This is a genomic window from Spirillospora sp. NPDC048824, from assembly GCF_043198455.1.
GTDB lineage: Bacteria > Actinomycetota > Actinomycetes > Streptosporangiales > Streptosporangiaceae > Spirillospora.
In genome coordinates this window covers 299,772-320,254 of record NZ_JBICUS010000004.1, presented here as the reverse complement: position 1 = coordinate 320,254, position 20,483 = coordinate 299,772, and the positions used below count along the sequence as shown (strand labels likewise).

General features: G+C 72.3%; 17 protein-coding genes. 10 read left to right on the top strand and 7 right to left on the bottom strand.

Annotated features, from left to right (window positions below):
* Positions 1-52: 52 nt before the first annotated feature.
* Positions 53-634: a regulatory protein RecX gene (locus ACGFIS_RS10575; protein ID WP_392902057.1), complete on the bottom strand. Its 582-nt coding sequence runs from the start codon at positions 632-634 to the stop codon at positions 53-55.
* Between the two features lie 135 nt (positions 635-769).
* Complete coding sequence (recA, locus tag ACGFIS_RS10570) at positions 770-1,879, bottom strand: recombinase RecA (RefSeq protein ID WP_392902055.1); 1,110 nt, start codon at positions 1,877-1,879, stop codon at positions 770-772.
* A 244-nt stretch (positions 1,880-2,123) separates the two neighbouring features.
* Here recA and ACGFIS_RS10565 point away from each other — a divergent pair, with 244 nt between their 5' ends.
* Positions 2,124-2,993 (top strand): ATP-grasp domain-containing protein, encoded by an 870-nt coding sequence (locus ACGFIS_RS10565; protein WP_392970280.1) that lies wholly within the window; start codon positions 2,124-2,126, stop codon positions 2,991-2,993.
* Between the two features lie 55 nt (positions 2,994-3,048).
* Here ACGFIS_RS10565 and ACGFIS_RS10560 read toward each other — a convergent pair whose 3' ends face one another.
* Positions 3,049-3,243 carry a DUF3046 domain-containing protein gene (locus tag ACGFIS_RS10560; protein ID WP_392902050.1) on the bottom strand — a complete coding sequence of 65 codons (195 nt, stop codon included), beginning with the start codon at positions 3,241-3,243 and terminating at the stop codon, positions 3,049-3,051.
* Between the two features lie 9 nt (positions 3,244-3,252).
* Positions 3,253-4,539 (bottom strand): alpha/beta hydrolase fold domain-containing protein, encoded by a 1,287-nt coding sequence (locus ACGFIS_RS10555; protein WP_392902048.1) that lies wholly within the window; start codon positions 4,537-4,539, stop codon positions 3,253-3,255.
* Between the two features lie 119 nt (positions 4,540-4,658).
* Here ACGFIS_RS10555 and ACGFIS_RS10550 point away from each other — a divergent pair, with 119 nt between their 5' ends.
* Together ACGFIS_RS10550 and ACGFIS_RS10545 are read left to right on the top strand one after the other, a co-directional pair.
* A complete protein-coding gene (locus ACGFIS_RS10550) occupies positions 4,659-9,284 on the top strand; it encodes an ATP-dependent helicase (RefSeq protein WP_392902045.1) in 4,626 nt (1,541 codons plus the stop codon).
* A gap of 164 nt (positions 9,285-9,448) precedes the next feature.
* A complete protein-coding gene (locus ACGFIS_RS10545) occupies positions 9,449-9,616 on the top strand; it encodes a hypothetical protein (RefSeq protein ID WP_392902043.1) in 168 nt (55 codons plus the stop codon).
* Between the two features lie 62 nt (positions 9,617-9,678).
* On the opposite strand, the gene secA2 is transcribed toward ACGFIS_RS10545, so the two are convergent.
* Positions 9,679-12,030: an accessory Sec system translocase SecA2 gene (secA2, locus tag ACGFIS_RS10540; protein WP_392970277.1), complete on the bottom strand. Its 2,352-nt coding sequence runs from the start codon at positions 12,028-12,030 to the stop codon at positions 9,679-9,681.
* Between the two features lie 232 nt (positions 12,031-12,262).
* Between secA2 and ACGFIS_RS10535 the strand changes: the two genes are divergently transcribed.
* On the top strand, positions 12,263-12,397 hold the full coding sequence (locus tag ACGFIS_RS10535) for a hypothetical protein (protein WP_392970274.1): 135 nt from the start codon (positions 12,263-12,265) through the stop codon (positions 12,395-12,397).
* A gap of 105 nt (positions 12,398-12,502) precedes the next feature.
* Here the strand turns inward: ACGFIS_RS10535 and ACGFIS_RS10530 are convergent, their stop codons facing one another.
* Positions 12,503-13,729: an ROK family protein gene (locus tag ACGFIS_RS10530; RefSeq protein WP_392970271.1), complete on the bottom strand. Its 1,227-nt coding sequence runs from the start codon at positions 13,727-13,729 to the stop codon at positions 12,503-12,505.
* 254 nt (positions 13,730-13,983) lie between these two features.
* Between ACGFIS_RS10530 and ACGFIS_RS10525 the strand changes: the two genes are divergently transcribed.
* The 6 genes from ACGFIS_RS10525 (at position 13,984) to ACGFIS_RS10500 (ending at position 19,967) form a co-directional block, all read left to right on the top strand.
* Positions 13,984-15,249: an extracellular solute-binding protein gene (locus ACGFIS_RS10525; RefSeq protein ID WP_392970268.1), complete on the top strand. Its 1,266-nt coding sequence runs from the start codon at positions 13,984-13,986 to the stop codon at positions 15,247-15,249.
* Between the two features lie 37 nt (positions 15,250-15,286).
* Complete coding sequence (locus ACGFIS_RS10520; RefSeq protein WP_392902032.1) at positions 15,287-16,258, top strand: carbohydrate ABC transporter permease; 972 nt, start codon at positions 15,287-15,289, stop codon at positions 16,256-16,258.
* Positions 16,259-16,308: 50 nt separating this feature from the next.
* Positions 16,309-17,148 carry a carbohydrate ABC transporter permease gene (locus ACGFIS_RS10515; protein ID WP_392902030.1) on the top strand — a complete coding sequence of 280 codons (840 nt, stop codon included), beginning with the start codon at positions 16,309-16,311 and terminating at the stop codon, positions 17,146-17,148.
* Positions 17,145-18,602, top strand: coding sequence for a glycoside hydrolase family 3 protein (locus ACGFIS_RS10510; RefSeq protein WP_392902028.1), 1,458 nt, complete (start codon positions 17,145-17,147; stop codon positions 18,600-18,602). Before ACGFIS_RS10515 ends, ACGFIS_RS10510 begins: the two co-directional genes overlap by 4 nt.
* Positions 18,603-18,704: 102 nt before the next feature.
* On the top strand, positions 18,705-19,169 hold the full coding sequence (locus ACGFIS_RS10505) for an RrF2 family transcriptional regulator (RefSeq protein WP_392902025.1): 465 nt from the start codon (positions 18,705-18,707) through the stop codon (positions 19,167-19,169).
* Between the two features lie 3 nt (positions 19,170-19,172).
* The gene (locus ACGFIS_RS10500) at positions 19,173-19,967 is read left to right on the top strand and encodes a DNA-formamidopyrimidine glycosylase family protein (RefSeq protein ID WP_392970265.1); all 795 of its coding nucleotides are present in this window, start codon (positions 19,173-19,175) and stop codon (positions 19,965-19,967) included.
* Here ACGFIS_RS10500 and ACGFIS_RS10495 read toward each other — a convergent pair whose 3' ends face one another.
* A complete protein-coding gene (locus tag ACGFIS_RS10495; protein WP_392902021.1) occupies positions 19,968-20,477 on the bottom strand; it encodes a hypothetical protein in 510 nt (169 codons plus the stop codon).
* Between the last annotated feature and the right edge of the window lie 6 nt (positions 20,478-20,483).

Here is a 20,483-nt window from a genome sequence, read left to right as displayed (position 1 = left end):
AAGGAGTGTTCACTTGAAGGGTTCATTGCAGTGCCTTGGCGCCGGGCGGGCGTCAGTCGATGGGGGCGGGGGTTTCGGGAAGGTCTCCCGGGTCGGTGCCTTCTTCGGCCAGGGCCTCCTTGACCACTCGGTAGGCGAGGCCGGGCGGGTAGCCCTTGCGGGCGAGCATGCCCACGAGGCGGCGCATGCGTTTTGCGGGGTCGGCGCCTCTGGTGGACGGGAGTCTGCGGGCGACGAGGGCGCGCGCGGTTTCCTCTTCCTGGGCGGGGTCCAGCGACTCGACGGCGTCGTTGACGGTCTCGTTCGCGACGCCGCGGCGGCGGAGTTCCTGGGCGAGGGCGCGTTTGGCGAGGCCGCGGCCGGCGTGGCGGGACTGGACCCATGCCTGCGCGAACGCCTCGTCGTCGATGAGGCCCACGTCGGTGAAACGGCCGAGGACCCGTTCGGCCACGTCATCGGGGATGTTCTTGCGCCGCAGGGCGTCCGCGAGCTGTGCCCGGGTCCGTGGTGACGCGGCCAGCATGCGCAGGCAGACCTCGCGTGCGGCCCCCTCGGGATTCGATCCTCGCCCGCCCCGCGTGTCCGCATCTCCGGGTTCTCGGAGAGGGCCGTCGCCGCGCTCAGCCGGCGGCATCGGCCGTGGGAGCGGCGGCGCCATCGGGGAAGGTCCGCGCACCGATCATGCGGTGCGGGGTAGGGCGCCGCCGCCCTGCATACGAGATCATCGCTCAGTCTCCGTCAAGAGTCACCCTTATCTGGGGATTCTCCGTCAGGATTCACCCGCCTTGGCCTTGGCCGCCTTCCTCCCGGGGGGCTTGGGGGCCGCCTCCAGGGGGGCGGGCGCGGCGTCCGGGGCGGCGGCGGGCTCGGCCTCCTGGTCGACCTTCGGGCCGATGCCGAGCTTCTCCTTGATCTTCTTCTCGATGCCGTCGGCCATGTCGGGGTTGGCCTTGAGGAAGTTGCGGGCGTTCTCCTTGCCCTGGCCGAGCTGGTCGCCCTCGCAGGTGTACCAGGCACCGGACTTGCGGACGAAGCCGTGCTCCACGCCGAGGTCGATCAGGCCGCCCTCGCGGCTGATGCCCAGGCCGTAGAGGAGGTCGAAGTCGGCGACGCGGAACGGCGGGGCCATCTTGTTCTTGACGACCTTGACGCGGACGCGGTTGCCGACGGCCTCGGTGCCGTCCTTGAGGGTCTCGATGCGGCGGACGTCCAGGCGGACGGAGGCGTAGAACTTCAGCGCCTTCCCGCCGGTGGTGGTCTCCGGCGAGCCGAACATGACGCCGACCTTCTCGCGGAGCTGGTTGATGAAGATGACCGTGGTCTTGGTCTGGTTGATCGCGCCGGTGAGCTTGCGCAGCGCCTGGGACATGAGGCGGGCCTGGAGGCCGACGTGGCTGTCGCCCATCTCGCCCTCGATCTCGGCGCGCGGGACGAGCGCGGCGACGGAGTCGATGACGACGATGTCGATCGCGCCGGAGCGGATCAGCATGTCGGTGATCTCCAGCGCCTGCTCGCCGGTGTCGGGCTGGGAGACCAGCAGGGCGTCGATGTCGACGCCGAGCTTGCCGGCGTACTCGGGGTCGAGGGCGTGCTCGGCGTCGACGAACGCGGCGATGCCGCCCTTCTTCTGGACGCTGGCCACCGCGTGCAGCGCGATGGAGGTCTTGCCGGAGCCCTCGGGGCCGTACACCTCGACGACGCGGCCGCGGGGCAGGCCGCCGATGCCGAGCGCGATGTCGAGGGAGATCGCGCCGGTGGGGATCACCTCGACGGGCGCGCGGGCCTCCTCGCCCATCCGCATGACCGACCCCTTGCCGAACTGCCGCTCGATCTGGGCGAGTGCGGTGTCGAGAGCCTTCTCCCGGTCGTTCGCTGCCATGTGAGATGTCCTTCTCGTCGTGACTGTCGGCTCTCGGCCGCTGCCTGCGATGTCGAGGGCGACGTTACGGCGGGCCTCCGACACTTTGCGAGACCCGGGCGCGATTGTGGACGACGCCGTGTCCCGCACAAGCGTACCGAACATTAGTTCGATCATCGTCCGGTTCGGTGATTCGGGTGGGAATCTCCGTGCGCGCCATGGTCTCGACCCCGTACGCTGGCGCCGTCCACGGAGGGTTCCAATCATGACGCTGACCGTTCTCTTCTGCGTCGATCCGCTCCACCCTCGGCGCGTTGACCCGCACTTCTCCCGTGAGGCCGCGGCGGTGCGGGACCACTACGGCGAGATCGCCTTGATCGACCATGACGCGTTGCAGCGCGGCGACGTGGACGACGCGGTCCGGGCGGTGCCCTCCGATCTGGGTCCGGTCTGGTATCGCGGCTGGATGCTCACCGGGGACGAGTACGCCGCGGTCTCCGCCGTCCTGAAGGGGCGGGGCACGGTGCTGCTCACGCATCCGGACGACTACAGGCGCGCGCATGAACTGCCGGGCTGGCACGACACGTTCGCCGGGTTGACTCCGCACAGTGTGTGGCGGCCCCTGGGCGCGGGACAGGATCCCGGTGACCTCAGCGAGCTGGGGGAGCTGGTCCGGCCGCTGCGCGGCGGGCCGGGCGTGGTGAAGGACTATGTGAAGTCGTGCAAGCACGAGTGGGAGGAGGCGTGCTTCGTCCCCGACGTGAAGAACCTCTCGCGGCTTCATGACGTCGCCTCGAAGATGGTCGCGCTGCGCGACGACCATCTGGCGGGCGGTCTCGTCGTGCGCGAGTTCGAGCAGTACGACGGCGACGGCGAGGCGCGCGTGTGGTGGGTGGACGGCGAGCCGGCGCTGGTGGGGCCGCACCCTGACAGCCCGGGTGTGGATCCCGATCCCGATCTGGACGCGGTGGCTCCGGCGGTGCGCGCGTTGGGCTGCAGGTTCATCACGACCGATCTGGCGCGCCGCACGGACGGCGCGTGGCGCGTGGTGGAGGTCGGCGACGGCCAGGTCAGCGATCTTCCGTCGTCCGTGGACGCGATGGACCTCTACGCGCATCTGCCCGTTCCGGACTGACGGGCCGGCCGGATCGAGTTCGGTGGCGGACGCACGCCGAGATCCGGCGGATGACCTACTGAAGCCTCGACGGGACGTCGAAGGTGGCGACGACGGCCTTCCAGACCTTCTTGGCGGGTTCGCCGTCGGCGAAGGCCTGCTCGATGGTGCGGCCGCTGAGTTCGGCCAAGACGTAGTCCTTGGCCACGCTCTGGGCGTAGCTTTCGCCGAACTGCTGGTTCATCCGATCCCAGAAGACTGTGAGCCGCACCCGTCCACGCTATCCGACGGTGCCGTCCCCCATGACCTCGGCGGGGACGGCCGGGGCGGAGCCCTGGAGGTACTGCCGGTGCAACCCGGTCAGGTACCGCTCGACGCCTTCGATGACGCGGGCCGTCCGGTAGGAGGGGAAGACGTCGAACGCGTGCTGGGCGCCCTTCATCTCCGCGTAGATGACGGGGGCGTCGGAGACGTCCCGGAGCCGTTCGACGAACCGGCGTGCCTCCGCCGCGGGGATGAGCGAGTCGCGGCTTCCGTGGATGACGAAGAAGGGCGGCGCGTCCTTGTTGATGTAGGTGACGGGGGACGCCTTGGCGTACGCCTCCCGGTTCTCCGCGAAAGGCTTCTTGATGACCATTTTCTCAAGGAGGCGGGTGTCGCCCATCGGACGCGGCCACGGTCCCGCTTCGAAGAAGTTGTAGACGCCGTAGAAGGGCACGGCGCCCTGCACGGTGGTGTCGGCGTCCTCGAAACCCGGCTGGAACTCCGGCACGTTCGCGGTCAACGCGACCATCGCCGTGAGGTGCCCACCGGCCGAGCCACCCGTTACGCAGAGGAAATCGGGGTCGGCGCCGTACTCGGCGGCGTGCTCCTTGTACCAGGCCACGAAGCGCTTCAGGTCGATCAGATGCTCGGGCCAGGTGGCGCGGGGGCTGAGCCGGTAGTTGACGTTGAAGCCCACCCAGCCCTGGAGAGCCATGTGGTTGAGAAGCGGCAGGCCCTGCTCACGCTTGTCCCCGATCACCCATGCGCCGCCGTGGATCTGCATGAGCCCGGGGCTCGGTTCGCCGCCGGAGCGCTCACCGGCGGAGCGGAAGACGTCCAGCTTGAGGCGCAGCCCGTCCTCGCCGGGAAGAGCCCCGCCCTCATGGAAGACGATGTTGCGTTCGACCTGGACGCCCCTGCGCGGGATCAGGCACAGCTGAGGGACGATCAGGTGCGCCAGCGGATAGCGGGGCGCGCCTTCCGGGTCGAGGTCGAGGGGCGCACCGCTGTCGCGCAGGGTGACGACCGTACGGCGTGCCGCGACGAGGGTGGCCGCGACGCCCGCCATGGCGAGGATCGCCAGGACGAGCCCGGCCCAGCCTGCCCAGCCGCCCAGTCCGCCGGACACCGCCACCAGCGCGGTCGCCGCGGCCCAGGTGACGAGCACATGCGGTGCCATCTCGATCGTCAGCCACGCGCAGAAGAAGCCCGGGGCGAGCAGGACGGCGTTGCGCGGGGGAACGTGCGCGTTCGCCGCGGCAAGCGCGAACAGGATCCCGAGGGCGAGAAGAAGGTAGGGCATCGAGACCCCCTTGGCGGCGGATGTCCTACCCGTAGACCTTGCCCGTACAAGTGCTTGCTTACAATGTGACGCGCGCCACTCCGCCGCGTTCTGTCGGACCCGCGAGGCACTATGGCGCCATGGGCGGTGACGTGCTCGAACGATTCTCTCCGGCGACCCGTGCCTGGTTCACCGGCGCGTTCGCCGCGCCCACCCCGGCCCAGGCCGGGGCGTGGGAGTCGATTTCGAGCGGCGACAGCACGCTCGTCGTGGCGCCGACCGGCTCCGGCAAGACCCTGGCGGCGTTCCTGTGGTCACTCGACCGGCTCGCCGGCGACCCCGTGCCCGAGGATGCCCTGCGGCGCTGCCGGGTGCTGTACATCTCGCCGCTGAAGGCCCTCGCCGTGGACGTCGAGCGCAACCTGCGCGCCCCGCTGACCGGCATCCGCCACGCGGCGCGCCGGCTCGGCCTGCCCGAGCCCGCCATCCGCGTCGGGATGCGGTCGGGCGACACCCCGGCCGACGAGCGCCGGAGGCTGGCCGTCAAGCCGCCGGACATCCTGATCACGACGCCGGAGTCGCTGTTCCTGATCCTCACCTCCCGGGCACGCGAGTCCCTGCGCGGGGTCGAGACCGTCATCGTGGACGAGGTGCACGCGGTGGCGGGCACCAAGCGCGGCGCACATCTGGCGCTGTCACTGGAACGCCTCGACGCCCTCCTCGAACGGCCCGCCCAGCGGGTCGGCCTGTCGGCGACCGTCCGTCCCGCGGACGAGGTGGCGGCGTTCCTGGGCGGGACGAGGCCCGCGGCAGTCGTCCAGCCGCTTTCCGACAAGGTCTTCGATCTCGACATCGTCGTCCCCGTGGAGGACATGGGCGAGGTGGGCCGGTTCGTCGACGACTCCGGGGCGGCCGATCCACGCCAGCGCAGCATCTGGCCCCATGTGGAGGACCGGCTGCTCGACCTCATCCAGGCGCATCGTTCGACGCTCGTGTTCGCCAACTCGCGGCGGCTGGCCGAACGGCTCTGCGGAAGGCTGAACGAACTCGCCTACGAACGCGCGACCGGCGATCCCCTGCCCGAGGACCACTCCCCAGCGGCCACGATGGCCCAGGCGGGCGCGGCCAGAGGGGCGCCCCTGGAGATCGCCCGTGCGCACCACGGTTCGGTCTCCAAGGAAGAACGGGCGGGCATCGAGAACGCTCTGAAGGAGGGCCGCCTCCCGGCCGTCGTGGCGACGTCCAGCCTGGAACTGGGCATCGACATGGGCGCCGTCGATCTGGTCGTGCAGGTGGAGTCGCCGCCGTCGGTGGCCAACGGGCTCCAGCGCGTCGGGCGCGCCGGCCACCAGGTCGGCGCCGTGTCCAAGGGCGTGATCTTCCCCAAGTACCGGGGCGACCTGGTGCAGACGGCCGTGGTGGCCGAACGCATGCGCGGCGGCGAGATCGAGGAGATGCGCTATCCGCGCAACCCTCTGGACGTCCTCGCCCAGCAGATCGTCGCGATGGTCTCCATGGACGAATGGACCGTCGACGACCTGGAGTCGCTCGTCAAAGGCGCCGCCCCCTACGCCGCCCTCCCCCGCTCCGCACTCGAAGCGACGCTGGACATGCTCGCCGGGCGCTACCCCGGCGACGAGTTCGGCGAACTGCGTCCACGCCTGGTCTGGGACCGGGTCACCGGAGTCCTGCGCGACCGCCCCGGGGCGCAGCGCCTCGCGGTGACCAGCGGCGGGACGATCCCCGACCGCGGCCTCTTCGGCGTCTTCCTCGTCGGCGAGAAGGCGTCCCGCGTCGGGGAACTCGACGAGGAGATGGTGTACGAGTCGCGCGTCGGCGACGTGTTCGTCCTCGGGGCCAGCTCGTGGCGCATCGAGGACATCACCCCGGACCGCGTCCTGGTCTCGCCCGCTCCCGGCCAGCCCGGCAAGCTGCCGTTCTGGCACGGCGACACGCTCGGGCGTCCCGCCGAGCTGGGCCGCGCGCTCGGCGCGTTCACCCGCGAGCTGGCCGAACTCCCCGGCGACGACGCCCGCGAGCGCGTCTCCGCCGCCGGGCTGGACGAGTGGGCGTCCGCCAACCTCGTGTCGTACGTGAGCGAGCAGCGGGAGGCGACCGGGCACATCCCCGACGACCGCACGATGGTCGTCGAGCGGTTCCGCGACGAACTCGGCGACTGGCGGATGGTCGTCCACTCGCCGCTCGGCGCGCGTGTGCACGCGCCGTGGGCACTGGCCATGGCGGGCCGCCTGCGCGAACGGTACGGCATCGACGCGCAGGCCATGCACGCCGACGACGGCATCGTCATCCGCATCCCCGACATGGACGAGCCGCCCAGCCTCGACCTGGCCGTCTTCGACGCAGACGACATCGAACGCATCGTCGTGGACGAGCTCGGCGGCTCGGCGCTGTTCGCCGCACGGTTCCGCGAGTGCGCCGCGCGTTCGCTGCTGCTGCCCCGCCGCCGTCCCGGCAAGCGGATGCCGCTGTGGCAGCAGCGCCAGCGCGCCGCGCAGCTGCTGGCCGTCGCGAGCAAGTACCCGTCGTTCCCGATCGTGCTGGAGACGATGCGGGAGTGCCTGCAGGACGTGTTCGACGTTCCGGGCCTGGTGCAGCTGATGCGCGACCTGTCGGGACGCAAGGTCCGCATGGTCGAGGTCGAGACGCCCGAGCCGTCCCCCTACGCCCGCTCGCTGCTCTTCCACTACGTCGGCGCGTTCATGTACGAGGGCGATTCGCCCCTCGCCGAACGCCGCGCCCAGGCGCTCGCCCTCGACTCGGCGCTCCTCTCGGAACTGCTCGGGCAGGCCGATCTCCGCGAACTCCTCGATCCGGAGGCCGTCGCCGACACCGAGCGCGAACTCCAGCGCCTGGCCGCCGACCGCCGCGCCCGCGACCTGGAGGGCGTCGCCGACCTGCTCCGCACTCTCGGCCCCCTCACCACGGCGGAGGCGGCGGAACGCACCCTCCCCGCAGGTGCGGACACCGAACCCGCATCGGATGACGACGCGAAGCCCGCCGCCGGCGGCGACCTGCTCGTCCAGGCGTCGCGGTGGCTGGCGGAGCTGGAGGCGACACGGCGGGCGATCCGCGTCAGGGTCGCGGGCGAGGAACGCTGGGCCGCCGTCGAGGACGCGGGACGCCTCCGCGACGCCCTCGGCGCGCCGCTGCCCGTGGGCCTCCCCGAGGCGTTCCTCGAACCGGTCGGCGACCCGCTCGGCGACCTGATCTCCCGGTACGCGCGCACGCACGGGCCGTTCCGGGCGGGCGACCCGGCCGCCCGCTTCGGGCTGGGCGTCGCGGTCGTCGTCGAGACGCTGCGGCGGCTCGCGGGCGCGGGACGGGTCGCCGAGGGCGAGTTCCTGCCCGTCGGGTCCGTCTCCGGCCCGCTGACGAGCGAATGGTGCGACACGGGCGTGCTGCGGACGCTGCGCCGCCGGTCCCTCGCCCGGCTCCGCGCCGAGGTCGAGCCGTCCCCGCCGGAATCGCTCGGGCGTTTCCTGCCCGTCTGGCACGGCATCTCGGGCGGGTCCCGGTTGCGGGGCGTCGACGCGCTCGTCCAGGCGGTCGAGCAGCTCCAGGGAGCGGCGGTGCCCGCGTCGGCGCTGGAGTCGCTGATCCTGCCGTCGCGGGTGCCCGGCTACTCCCCGGCCATGCTGGACGAGCTGACGTCCGCGGGCGAGGTCGTGTGGACGGGCCATGGCGGGCTGCCGGGCGGAGACGGCTGGGTGGCGCTCTATCTGGCCGACACCGCGCCGCTCCTGATGCCGGAGCCCGCGGAGATCACGCTCACGCCGGCGCACCAGGCCGTCCTGGACGCCCTCGGCGACGGCGGCGCGCTGTTCTTCCGGACGCTGTCCGACCGGGTGAACCGGCACGTCACCGCCGACGACGCCGATCTCGTCACCGCCGTCTGGGATCTCGTCTGGGCCGGGCATCTCACCAACGACACGATGGCTCCGCTGCGGGCCGCGCTCGGGTCCGGCCGTCCCACGCACCGTTCCCGGACGACGCGCCGCGGCCGTCCCGTGCTGCCGTCCCGCACCGGCCCTCCCACGGTCGGCGGACGCTGGTGGCCGCTCCCCGGACGGGAGGCCACCGCGACCCTGCGTTCGCACGCGCTCGCCGAGGTACTGCTGGAGCGGTACGGCATCGTCATTCGCGGCGCGGTCGCGGCCGAACGGACACCTGGCGGGTTCGCCGCCGTCTACCCGGTTCTGCGCGCGTTCGAGGAGACGGGCCGGTGCCGGCGCGGCTATTTCGTCGAGGGCCTGGGGGCCGCCCAGTTCGCGCTGCCGGGCGCCGTCGACCGGCTCCGCGCGCTGCGCCCGGCGGCGGCACCCGCACCGGACGACCTATCCGCGCTCTGGGAGACGCCCCGCACATCCGCCGACCGCGCCCTCGTGCTGGCGGCGGCCGATCCCGCCAACCCGTACGGCGCGGCCCTGCCCTGGCCTGGCCGCGACGACGATGTCGCAAGCGGCCACAAGCCGGGCCGCAAGGCGGGGGCGCTGGTGGTGCTGACCGAGGGCCGCCTCGTCCTCTACGTCGAACGCGGCGGCCGGACTCTGCTGACCTGGGACGACGACCCCGAGGTCCTGCAACCGGCCGTGGACGCGCTCGCCCTCGCCGTCCGGGAGGGCGCCCTCGGGAAGCTGACCGTCGAACGCGCCGACGGTGCGGCGATCGCCGGTTCCCCGCTGGCCGCGGCACTGGAGTCGGCGGGCTTCCACCCGACGCCCCGCGGCCTGCGCCTGCGGGCGTGACCAGTCCGCCTGCGGGAGCGCCGGTCCGCCTGCGCGCCTGACCCGCGCGCCCCGGCGCACGTCCGCCGCGAGCGAAGCGAGACGCCGCCGGGTTCATGCGCGAGTGCATTCGACCGGGGCGCCTGAGGCCGGCGCGGGCGGTCGCCGCCGAGCAGAAGGCATGGGTGAGGAACCTCTACGCTGACCTGACCGGGGGCGCGAGCGGCGTCCTGGCCGATCAGCTCCTCATCGTCCACGAGGGCGCGGTGGTCGCGTTCAGCGTCGGCGGCGTCCGCGACGCCGCCGCGAAGGCCCGCGCCATCGCCGACACGATCCTCCCCGCCCCTCGTTGACCTGCGGCATGGCGCCCTTCAGAGGGCCGCCATAAGGGCGGCACCCCGTACGCGAACGTGGTTCAGCGGCGGCGGCCCTTGAACATGTTGATCAGGCCGCGCAGGGCGCGCTCGTCCAGGGAGCCGAACGGGTTGTCGTGGACGAGGTACGTCCACGTCGCCGAGGGACGCTTGAGGCCGGCGGAGTCGAGGTCGATGCCGTCCTCGGACGCGGTGAGCGCCTCGAACGCGGCGATCGAGCGCTTCCTGGCGTCGGCGAGGAGGCGCTTGCCCGCCGGGACGGCCTCCCGGTTGAACTCGACCAGCGGGTCGAGGCCGCGGCCGAGGGACCGCAGGTGAATGCCTTCGCGCAGATCGGCGAGGTAGGCGAGGTGCTCGGCCCAGCAGCGGTCGAGCTGGTACAGGACGATCTGGCGCGCGGCGGCGGCCACCGCGTCCGCACCCGCGATCTTGGTGAGTTCGGCATGCCGTCCGGAGGCGTCCGCGGCCATGGCCCGGTCGGCGGCGTCGCCGTGCAGGACGGCGTCGCGCTCGGCGAGGAGCTCGCGGCGCTGCAGGCCGATCAGATGGTTGTAGCGCCACGTGTTGCGGTGCAGTTCCAGGTCGACGCCCTCGGCGACGCGCTGGGCGTGCCCGACGATCCAGTGGGCGCCTTTGTCGGTGATGAGCCCGTCGTCGTCGGAGGGCGCCTTCGACTTCTCGTCGGGCGCGTAGCGGGTGACGAGCTCGTCCTGGAGGCTGGTGAAGAACACCGAGCCGCCGGGGTCGCCCTGGCGCCCGGCGCGGCCGCGGAGCTGGTCGTCCAGGCGGCTGCTGTGGTAGCGGCCGGTCCCGATGACCAGGAGGCCGCCCGCGTCCGCGACGCGGTCGTGGTCGCCGCCCGCGGCCTCGGCGGAGGCGGTACCGGGCGCGGACGGGTCGCCGGGGGCGCCCGGCGCGGGGCTGCCGCCGAGCCGGATGTCGGTGCCGCGGCCGGCCATCTGGGTGGAGACGGTGATCGCGCCGTACGCCCCGGCCTCCGCGATGATCGCGGCCTCCTCGGCGTCGTTCTTGGCGTTGAGGACGACCCGGTCGAGGCCGGCGCGGGACAGGCGGCGCGCGAGCCGCTCGGACTCGGCGACGTCGCCGGTGCCGATCAGCACCGGGCGCCCGGCGGCGTGCGCGGCGGCGATCTCCTCGACGATCGCGACCTCCTTGTCGGCGGCGGTCGCGTAGAGGCGGTCGGGCTCGTCGTCGCGGACACACGGCGTGTTCGGCGGGACGACCGCGATCTGCAGCGAGTAGAACTCGGTGAGCTGCGCCGCGACGGCCATCGCCGTGCCGGTCATTCCGCACCGGACGGGGTAGCGCCCGATCAGCTCCTGGACGGTGATCGAGTCGAGGATCTCGCCGCTCGGGGACGCCTCCAGGGCCTCCTTCGCCTCGACCGCGGCCTGCAGCCCGTCCGGCCAGCGCTGCAGCAGCGCGACCCGGCCCCGCGACTCGCTGATCAGCTTCACCGCACCGTCGCGGACGATGTAGTCCACGTCGCGGTGCAGGAGGACCTCGGCGTGCAGGGCCACGTTCACGGCGGTGAGGGTGCGCAGCTGCCCGGGCGCGTAGAGGTCGAGGCCCAGGACGCGTTCGACCTCGTGGGCGCCCGCCGTGGTGAGCTGGACGTTGCGGGCCTCCTCGTCGGTGGAGTAGTGCAGGCCGGGCCGGAGCCGGCGGACGAGGTCGGCGTACCGGGGGTCGGCGGCGTCGAGGTCGGCGGCGCCCGCGAGGACGAGCGGCACCATCGCCTCGTCGACCAGCACCGAGTCGGCCTCGTCGACCAGCGCGACGGCCGGCTCGGGCTGCACGGCGTCGCCGGCGCCGGTGACGAGCCGGTCCCGCAGCAGGTCGAAGCCGACCTCGCTGACCGGCGCGTACGTCACGTCGGCGCGGTAGGCCTCGCGCCGCTCGTCCGGCGTGGACGACTGCCCGACCCAGCCGACCGTGACGCCCAGCCGCTCGTACAGCGGGCCCATCCACTCGGCGTCGCGGCGCGCGAGGTAGTCGTTGACCGACATCACGTGGACCCGCCGGCCGCGCAGCGCGTAACCGGCGGCGGCGATGGCTCCCGACAGAGTCTTCCCCTCGCCGGTGGCCATCTCCGCGACGTGCCCGGACAGCAGGGCGAGCGTGCCGATGAGCTGCACGTCGAACGGCCGCTCCCCCAGGGTCCGGCGGGCGGCCTCCCGGCCGAGGGCGCACAGCCCGGCCAGGTCCTCCTTCTCGCGGAGGCCGGAAGCGGCGGCGGTCAGCTCCTCGTCGGACAGCTTCCGGACGCGGGACTCGCGCTCGCCCGCCTCGTCCACCAGGACGCGGAAGGGCGCGAGGTCGACGCTGCCCGGCTTCTGGACGAGCCGCCGCAGCCGGTCACGCAGCGCCATGGCGCAGCCTCCGTTCATCGCTCACGGTTTCCCCAACGGGGCCGTACTGGAGTGCGTTCCCCATCATGATCCCAGGGCGGAGCCCCACGTCGTCCCGGGGTGTTCTCCGCACTTGGTCTGAGCTCGATTTCATTCCTCGGGGGGATCCCCCGGCCGCTCGCGCGCGAGAGCATGGACGCATTACGGGGTTGCGGTGGCGAGGGGAAAACGCCATCGCGGAACGGGGTTCACCATGACGCCTACGGCACGCAAGGCCGCCGCGCTCCGGCGCAAGCGGCAGGTCATCAGCCGGACGGTCATCGACCGCGCGCTCAACGACCCGCGGCGCCATCAGGAGCAGGTCGTCGCCACGGCTGCGGCCAAGTAGGAGACCGCTGGAACGGGACAAGGAACGCTCCAGTGAGCGCCCCCGCCGGATCGGCGGGGGCGCTCATGCCGTTCAGCCGCGCCGCCGTCCGGGACGCGCCGCCGTTCAGGACGCGCCCGCGGCCGAGAAGACGTCGTCGCGGGCCTGTTCGAGCGCCGCGTACAGGGCGCCGCGCAGGACGGGGTTGCCCTCCACCTCGGTCACCGCGACGGCGGGACGGGTCGGGCTGATCCGCCCGACGATCTCTTCGATGCGGGTGGCGAGGGGACGCCCGCCCGCCCGGCCGAGGCTTCCCGACAGCACGACGAGCCCGGGGTCCAGGACGATGTTGACCGAGGTCACACCGTAGGAGATGCGGCCTGCGAGAGCGTCCAGGAAGGCGCCGCCGCGGGCCTCGTCGGCGGCGGCCGCGCGGACGCAGTCCACCGCGGTCGGCTCGGCGATGCCGTGCTCGTGGGCGAGGGCGCGGACGCCGTCCGCGCCGACCAGGGCGCCGTAGCCGCCGGCGAGCGTCGGGATCCCCCAGGTCGTCGACTCGGTCACGCCCTCGTCGGCGGGGCCGCGCCGGGCCGCGCCGAGGGGCAGCGGCGCGCCGGGGACCGGCAGGTACCCGATCTCGCCGGCGCCGCCGGAGCGGCCGCGGTGCAGCCGGCCGCCCAGCATGACCGACAGGCCCATGCCGCGGTCGAGCCACATGAGGGCGAAGTCGTCGGCGGTGTGCGCGGCGCCGTAGGCCCGTTCGGCGATGGCGGCGAGGTTGACGTCGTTCTCGATCGTGACGGGGCGGCGCAGGTCGGTCTTCAGCGCGGCGAGGACGCCCTCGTGCCAGGCCGGGAGGTCGAAGGAGAACTGCACGTCGCCGGATTTCGGGTCGACCACGCCGGGGGTGCCGATGACGAAGGCGCTCAGCTTCGACAGCGCGACCTTCGCCGAGCGGCAGGCCTTGGCGACGGCGCTGTGCACCATCTTCACCGGCTCGTCGGCGCCGTTCGGGTCCACGGTGACCTGGGCGGCGATGTGGCCGGTGATGTCGGCGACGCCGGCGGTGACGCCGTCCGGCCCCACTTCGAGGCCCGCGACATAGGCGCTGGACGGGACGACGGCGTACAGGGCGGCGTTCGGCCCGCGTCCCCCGGCCTGCGATCCGACGACGGCGACGAGCCCCCGGTCCTCAAGCCTGGACAGCAACTGGGAGGCGGTGACCTTGGACAGCCCGGTGTGCTCGCCGATCTGCGCGCGGGTCAGCGGGCCCTGGTCGACGAGCAGGTCCAGCGCCGCGCGGTCGTTGAGCTCGCGCAGCAGCCTCGGCGTTCCCGGACGGTTGGCGGCCATGCTGATACCCCTCGATGTCTCAATCCGCTAACGAGCAGTTTTGTTTAGGAAAGTTTCTTGTTAGTTTACGCCCAGGCGCCGACCGGTCCATACCCCGGGCTGGGGGCGCTCGCAGAGCGCCGACTGGCGAGCAGGGCGCCCGCGTGCGATGCGAACGCGAGAGGGGCATGGCTGGGACCCTAAAGGGTCCGGGCCGTGTCCACTCGCACCGCAGGCCACAAGGCCGCGCGAGGCGAAGCCGGAAAGGATCCCCAATGAAGTACATCAAGGTTGCGGCCGCGGCGGCCGCGATCGCCCTGGCCGCCGCGGGCTGCGGCGGCGAGGACGGCGGCGATGCCGGTACGGGCAAGGACCCGGCGCAGCTCAAGGTCTGGATGATGGGCGAAGGAACCCCGGAGCAGACCAAGTTCCTCGACGCCGTCGAGGCCGACTTCAAGGCCGAGCACCCGAACACCGACGTCCAGATCAAGTACGTGCCGTGGCCGCAGGTCGCCACCACGTTCCAGAAGGCGGCCGCCGGCGGCGAGGGCCCCGACGTGACCGAGATCGGCAACACCGACGTCCAGTCCCACATCGAGCAGGGCAACCTGGCCGACATCACCGGCGAGTTCAACGGCTGGGCCGACGGCAAGACGCTCAACAAGACGGCGCTCGGCAACGACCAGGCGGACGGCAAGACCTACGCGGTGCCGTGGTACGGCGGCGTGCGGGGCGTCTGGTACCGCACCGACTGGTTCCAGGAGCTGAACATCCAGCAGCCGAAGAACTGGGCCGAGCTGACCGCCGCGGCGAAGAAGATCCAGGACGCCAAGGACGTCCCCGGCATCGGCGTGCCGAGCGACCAGACCAACGCGCTGCTCAGCTTCATCTGGGGCGGCGGCGGCTCCGTGGCCGTCCAGGACGGCGGCAAGTGGACGGGCACGCTCGACCAGCCGCAGGCCGTCGAGGCCGTGAACTACTACGCCGGTCTCGTCTCCAAGGAGAAGGTCGCCCCCGAGAAGTACATCGGCAAGAACGAGCTGGAGGGCCCGCAGCGCGACTTCGCGCTCGGCAAGCTCGGCATGTACTTCGACGGCAGCTGGGCGCTCAAGGAGATGAAGAAGATCTCCGACAAGAACGCGGACAAGTGGGGCGTCTTCCCGATCCCGGCCAAGGACGGCGGCAACGCCCCCGTCATGGCGGGCGGCTCCGACCTCGGCGTCTGGGCCGACAGCGAGGCCAAGGCCGCGGCCTTCGACTACATCACGACCCTGAACAACGCCAAGAACGCCAAGGCGTGGGCCGACTACAGCGGCTTCTCGTCCATGCGCTCGGACGTGAAGTTCTCCGACCCGAAGCTGGCGGTCTTCACCGACATCGCCGCCAACACCAAGTTCCCGCCGCTCACCGCCGGCTGGGGCGAGTTCGAGCAGGCCAAGAAGGTGCTGCCGAACGCGGTCAAGTCGATCATGCAGGGCGAGCCCGCCGCCGGTGAGATGAAGAAGGCGAACGAGCAGGCCAATACCCTGCTCAACCCGTAGCCCGCCCACCTCGCCACATCAGCTGATCGGAACGTCCATGCTCGACACCGCTCCCGCGGTGCGCGGGACGCCCGGCCGGAGACCCTCCGGCCGGGCGCGCCCCCGCCGCAGGCCCCGCCTCGGGCCCTACCTGCTCATCGCGCCCACCGTGGTCGTGATCGCCGTCCTGATGTTCTGGCCGATGATCCAGATCGGGATCATGTCGTTCCAGAAGGTCGGCAACCGCCAGCTGCGCGGCGAGCCGGCCGAGTCGGTGGGGACCGGGAACTTCGAAAAGATCTTCAGCGACCCGTTCTTCTGGCAGACCCTCAGGCAGACCGTGCTGTTCGCCGTCGTCGCGGTGACGCTGACCCTGGTCATCGGGACGCTGGTGGGGCTGCTGCTCAACAGGCTCGGCAAGCGGATGTCGGCCTTCGTCGCCGGCGGCGTGATGATCGCCTGGGCGACCCCGCCCGTCACCGCCGCGATCATCTTCACCTGGCTGTTCGGCTCGACCGGCGGCCTGGTCAACTGGACCCTGGACCTGCTGCCCGACGCCCTCGTCGGAAGCGGCTGGACCGACTACAACTGGTTCGCCAGGCCGCTGTCCACCTACACCGTCCTCACCGTGTGCGTCGTCTGGCAGGCGTGCCCGTTCGTGGCCGTGTCGGTCCTGGCCGGGCTGAAGAGCGTCCCGGGCGAGTTGTACGAGGCGGCCCGGGTGGACGGGTCCGGCCCGTGGCGGACGTTCTGGAGCATCACCTACCCGATGCTCAAGCCGATCTTCCTCGTGCTGATCGTCATGTCGATCATCTGGGACTTCAAGGTCTTCACGCAGCTGTTCATCATGGCCGGAATGGCCAACCGCGACGCGTTCAACCTGTCGCTGTACGGCTACTCCGAGGCGTTCGGCTCGCTGAATCCGAAGCTCGGCATGGGCTCGGCGGTCGCGCTGGTGCTCACGATGATCCTGCTCGTCGTCACCGCCCTGTACGTGCGGGTCATGGTCCGTCAGGGGGAGACGAAGTGAGACCCGCATTCGCGAAGCGACCGGGGGGTGTGGGGGGTCGTCCCCCCACAATGAAACGCACCGCTCGCAAGGCCCTGCTGAACGGGACCGGGCTGCTCGTCTTCCTCCTCGCGGTCTTCCCCGTCTTCTGGATGATCTCGACCGCGTTCAAGCCCAACACCGAGATCTTCAGCACCACGCCGAAGCCGCTGCCCGTCCACCCGACGCTGGACCACTTCGACCTGGTGCTGAACGGCGGCATCGCCGAGGTCTCCTTCTGGGAGTACTTCCGCAACAGCGCGTTCCTGGCCATCGCGACGGTCGTGGCGTCGGGGCTGCTCGCGCTGCTGGCCGCGACCGCCGTGGCGCGGTTCCGCTTCCGGTTCCGCACCACCTTCCTGATCATGCTGCTGGTGGTGCAGATGGTGCCGCTGGAGGCGCTGGTCATCCCGCTGTTCCTGGACCTGAAGACGCTCGACCTGCTCAACAGCCTGTTCGGCCTCACGCTCGTCTACATCGGGTTCGCCGTGCCGTTCGCGATCTGGATGCTGCGCGGGTTCGTCGCCGCGGTGCCGCGCGAACTGGAGGAGGCCGCCGCCATCGACGGGGCCGGGCCGATCCGGACGTTCTTCACGGTCATGCTCCCGCTCGTCGCGCCCGGACTGGTCGCGACCAGCATCTTCTCCTTCATCACCGCATGGAACGAGTTCATCTTCGCCTACACGTTCCTGGAAGACCAGGACAAGTACACCCTGCCGATCATGCTGCAGTTCTTCTTCGGCCGCAGCGGCAACGCCTGGGGGCCCATCATGGCAGCGTCCACGCTGCTCACCATTCCCGTCATCGCCTTCTTCCTGCTCGTCCAGCGCCGCATGGTGTCCGGCCTCACCGCCGGGGCGGTGAAGGGGTGACGGCCGACGACATCGCGACCACGGCGGAGATCGCCCGCCTGGCACGCGGCACGCTGCTCCCGTCGTTCCCGGGTGCGACCGCCCCGCGCTGGCTGCTGGACGAGCTGGAGGCCGGCCTCGCCGGCGTCACGCTGTTCGCCCTCATCGGCAACGTGCCGAGCCCGGAGTCCCTCGCCGCGCTCACCGCGCGGCTGCGCAAGGCGGGCGACCCGTTCGTGACGATCGACGAGGAGGGCGGCGACGTCACCCGCCTCGGCGGCCACCGGGCCGGCAGCCCCTACCCGGGCAACGCCGCGCTCGGCGCCGTGGACGACCCCGAGCTGACCCGGCGGATCTACCGGTCGATGGGCGCGGAGCTCGCCGGGGTCGGCGTCAACTTCAACTTCGCGCCGTCGGTCGACGTGAACACCGCCGACGACAACCCGGTGATCGGCACCCGCTCCTTCGGCTCGGACCCGGCCCTGGTCGCCCGGCACGCGGCCGCGTCCGTCGCCGGCACGCAGGAGGCGGGCGTCGCGGCCTGCGCGAAGCACTTCCCCGGCCACGGCGCGACCGTGGACGACTCCCACCTGTCCGTCCCGCTCGTCGACGCCGACCTGGACCTGCTGGAACGCCGCGAGCTGGTGCCGTTCCGGGCGGCGATCGAGGCCGGCACCCGCGCGGTGATGACCGGGCATCTGAACCTGCCCTCGATCACCCGCGGGACACCCGCCACACTGTCCCCCGACGCGATCACCGGGCTGCTGCGGGAACGGCTCGGCTACCAGGGCGTGATCGTCACCGACGCCCTCGACATGGAGGGCGCGAGCGGCGCGATCGGCATCCCCGAGGCGTCCGTGCGGGCGCTCATCGCGGGCGCCGACCTGCTGTGCCTCGGCCCCAACGAGCACGCCGAGACCGTCCGGGCGACCCTGGCCGCCATCGGCGCGGCCGTGCGCACCGGCCGGCTGTCGCCGGACCGGCTGCGGGACGCCGCCGAACGGACCGCCCGCCTCAAGGAGTGGCTCGCCGGGTACTCCCCCGCCGTCGTCGACCGGGCCGCCGGGCTGGAGGCCGCCCGCCGCGCCGTCCGCGTGTCGGGCTCGCTGCCCGGCTGGGACGGAGCGCCGCTGATCGTCGAGACGGAGGCGACCGGGAACATCGCGGTCGGGCCGACCCCGTGGGGCCTCGGCCCCTGGGCACCCGACGCCGTCCAGGCCGACGGAGCGGACGGAACGGCGGACCGCGTCCTGAAGCGCGCAGCGGGCCGCGGCCTGGTCATCGTCCTCCGAGACGCGCACCGGCACGCGGGCCAGCGGGCCCTCACCACCGCTCTGCTGACGGCCCGCCCCGACACCGTCGTCGTGGAGATGGGCCTGCCCGTGTGGCGCCCCGGATCGGCCGTCTACCTGGCCACCTACGGCGCCGCCGCCGCCAACGCCCAGGCCGCCGCCGAACTCCTGGGGCTCTGCTAGCACGAGCTCGCGGCGTGCCGCCGGGCAAGGAGCCCGGTCCCGGCAGGCACGCCGCGTTCCCCGGAAACCCGACCGGTCCTATCGGCAAGGGATAATGCTCGCATGCGATTGTCCGCCCGGGTCGACTACGCGTTGCGCGCCTCCGCCGAGCTGGCGGTCGCCGGGAGCCACCCGGTGACCGCGGTCCAACTCGCCGAGGCGCAGGGCATACCACCCAAATTCCTTGAGAACATCCTCGGCCAGCTGCGCCGGTCCGGCATCATCCGGAGCCAGCGCGGGCCCGAGGGCGGCTACTGGCTGGCGCGGCCGGCCGATCAGATCTCCCTCGCCGACATCATCCGCGCCATCGACGGTCCGCTGCTCGGCGTCCGGGGCGAGCGTCCCGAACACGTCGGCTACGAGGGGCCCGCGCGTTCCCTGCAGGAGGTGTGGATCGCGCTGCGCGCCAGCGAGCGCGCCATCCTGGAGAAGGTCAAGCTCGCGCACATCGCCGCCGGGGAGCTGCCCGAGCCCGTCCGCAAGCTGACCGAGGACCCGTCGGCCTGGGAAAGCCCCTCCCTGATCTGAGCCATGCCCGAGGGCGATGTCGTGTGGCTGACGGCCCGGCGCCTGCGCGAGGCGCTCGCCGGGCGGACGCTGACGCGCTCGGACTTCCGCGTCCCCCGGCTCGCGACCGCCGATCTCCGGGGGCGGACGGTCCTGGACGCGGTGTCGCGGGGCAAGCATCTCCTCATCCGCGTCGAAGGCGGGCTGACCGTCCACACGCACCTGCTGATGGAGGGGCGCTGGCAGATCCGCCGCGCCGGGCCGGCCCCGCGCGACCACCGGGTGCGGCTCGTGCTGGCGAACGCGCAGTGCCAGGCGGTCGGCTACTCCCTCGGCCTCGTCGAGCTGCTGCGCACCGCGGAGGAGGACAAGGCCGTCGGTCATCTCGGACCGGATCTGCTCGACGCGTCGTGGGACGCCGGAATGGCCGCCGAGGCCGCCGAGCGGCTGGGCGAGCGGCCTGAACGGGCGATCGGCGAGGCTCTGCTCGACCAGACGCGTCTCGCCGGGATCGGCAACGTCTACAAGGCCGAGATCCTCTTCCTGAGGGGCGTCAGCCCGTGGACCCCAGTCCGGGACGTCGCCGGCCTGCGGGCCCTGGTGGAACTCGCTCACCGGCTCCTGGACGCCAACAAGGAACGGCACGGCCACATCACCACGGGCGACCTGGGGCGCGGCCGCGAGCACTGGGTGTACGGACGGGCCGGGCGTCCCTGCCGGCGTTGCGGGACCCGGATCGAGCGCGCCGGCCAGCGGTCCCAGGCCGGCGAGCGCGTCACGTTCTGGTGCCCCCGCTGCCAGCCCGCCGCCGATCCGTGATCAGCGGACGGTCACCGTGCCGCCCGCGACGGTCAGCGCGGCTTGGGGGCCGCCCTCACCGCAGTGCTCGCCGTTCGGGAACGTCGCCTTCGGGGTGACGTCGACGCGGCGGTCGACGAGCGTCCGGTCCCGGGCGTCGCGGAGCGTGAGCGTGACCTGGACGGGACTCTTCGGCAGGCCCTCCACCCGGGCGAACCCCGTGCTGCCTCCGTCGGGCGACGCGGAGGCTCCGCAGGTGCCGTCGGGCTCGTCGCCGTCGCAGCCCATCGGGACGGTCGTCGAGGACGGCCGGAGTTCGATCCGGGGCTCCCGGCAGGTCCCGTCCCAGCACACGCGCACGGACGCGGACGTCACGCGCGAGGCGTCGGGGGCCTTGACGGAAACGCTCAGGCCGGCCGGCGAGCCGATCGCCGTGCACGGCCGTCCCGCACCGAGGCCGCCGGAGCCGCAGGCGGCCAGGGCGAGCAGAGCGGCGCCGAACGGCAAGGCCCCCTTCGGCAGAACGTCCATACCCCA

Coding starts and splice junctions, on each gene's coding strand:
- ACGFIS_RS10575 (WP_392902057.1), bottom strand. CDS start 634: ATGCCGCCGGCTGAGCGCGGCGACGGCCCTCTCCGAGAACCCGGAGAT.
- recA (WP_392902055.1), bottom strand. CDS start 1,879: ATGGCAGCGAACGACCGGGAGAAGGCTCTCGACACCGCACTCGCCCAG.
- ACGFIS_RS10565 (WP_392970280.1), top strand. CDS start 2,124: ATGACGCTGACCGTTCTCTTCTGCGTCGATCCGCTCCACCCTCGGCGC.
- ACGFIS_RS10555 (WP_392902048.1), bottom strand. CDS start 4,539: ATGCCCTACCTTCTTCTCGCCCTCGGGATCCTGTTCGCGCTTGCCGCG.
- ACGFIS_RS10550 (WP_392902045.1), top strand. CDS start 4,659: ATGGGCGGTGACGTGCTCGAACGATTCTCTCCGGCGACCCGTGCCTGG.
- secA2 (WP_392970277.1), bottom strand. CDS start 12,030: ATGGCGCTGCGTGACCGGCTGCGGCGGCTCGTCCAGAAGCCGGGCAGC.
- ACGFIS_RS10535 (WP_392970274.1), top strand. CDS start 12,263: ATGACGCCTACGGCACGCAAGGCCGCCGCGCTCCGGCGCAAGCGGCAG.
- ACGFIS_RS10530 (WP_392970271.1), bottom strand. CDS start 13,729: ATGGCCGCCAACCGTCCGGGAACGCCGAGGCTGCTGCGCGAGCTCAAC.
- ACGFIS_RS10525 (WP_392970268.1), top strand. CDS start 13,984: ATGAAGTACATCAAGGTTGCGGCCGCGGCGGCCGCGATCGCCCTGGCC.
- ACGFIS_RS10520 (WP_392902032.1), top strand. CDS start 15,287: ATGCTCGACACCGCTCCCGCGGTGCGCGGGACGCCCGGCCGGAGACCC.
- ACGFIS_RS10515 (WP_392902030.1), top strand. CDS start 16,309: ATGAAACGCACCGCTCGCAAGGCCCTGCTGAACGGGACCGGGCTGCTC.
- ACGFIS_RS10505 (WP_392902025.1), top strand. CDS start 18,705: ATGCGATTGTCCGCCCGGGTCGACTACGCGTTGCGCGCCTCCGCCGAG.
- ACGFIS_RS10500 (WP_392970265.1), top strand. CDS start 19,173: ATGCCCGAGGGCGATGTCGTGTGGCTGACGGCCCGGCGCCTGCGCGAG.
- ACGFIS_RS10495 (WP_392902021.1), bottom strand. CDS start 20,477: ATGGACGTTCTGCCGAAGGGGGCCTTGCCGTTCGGCGCCGCTCTGCTC.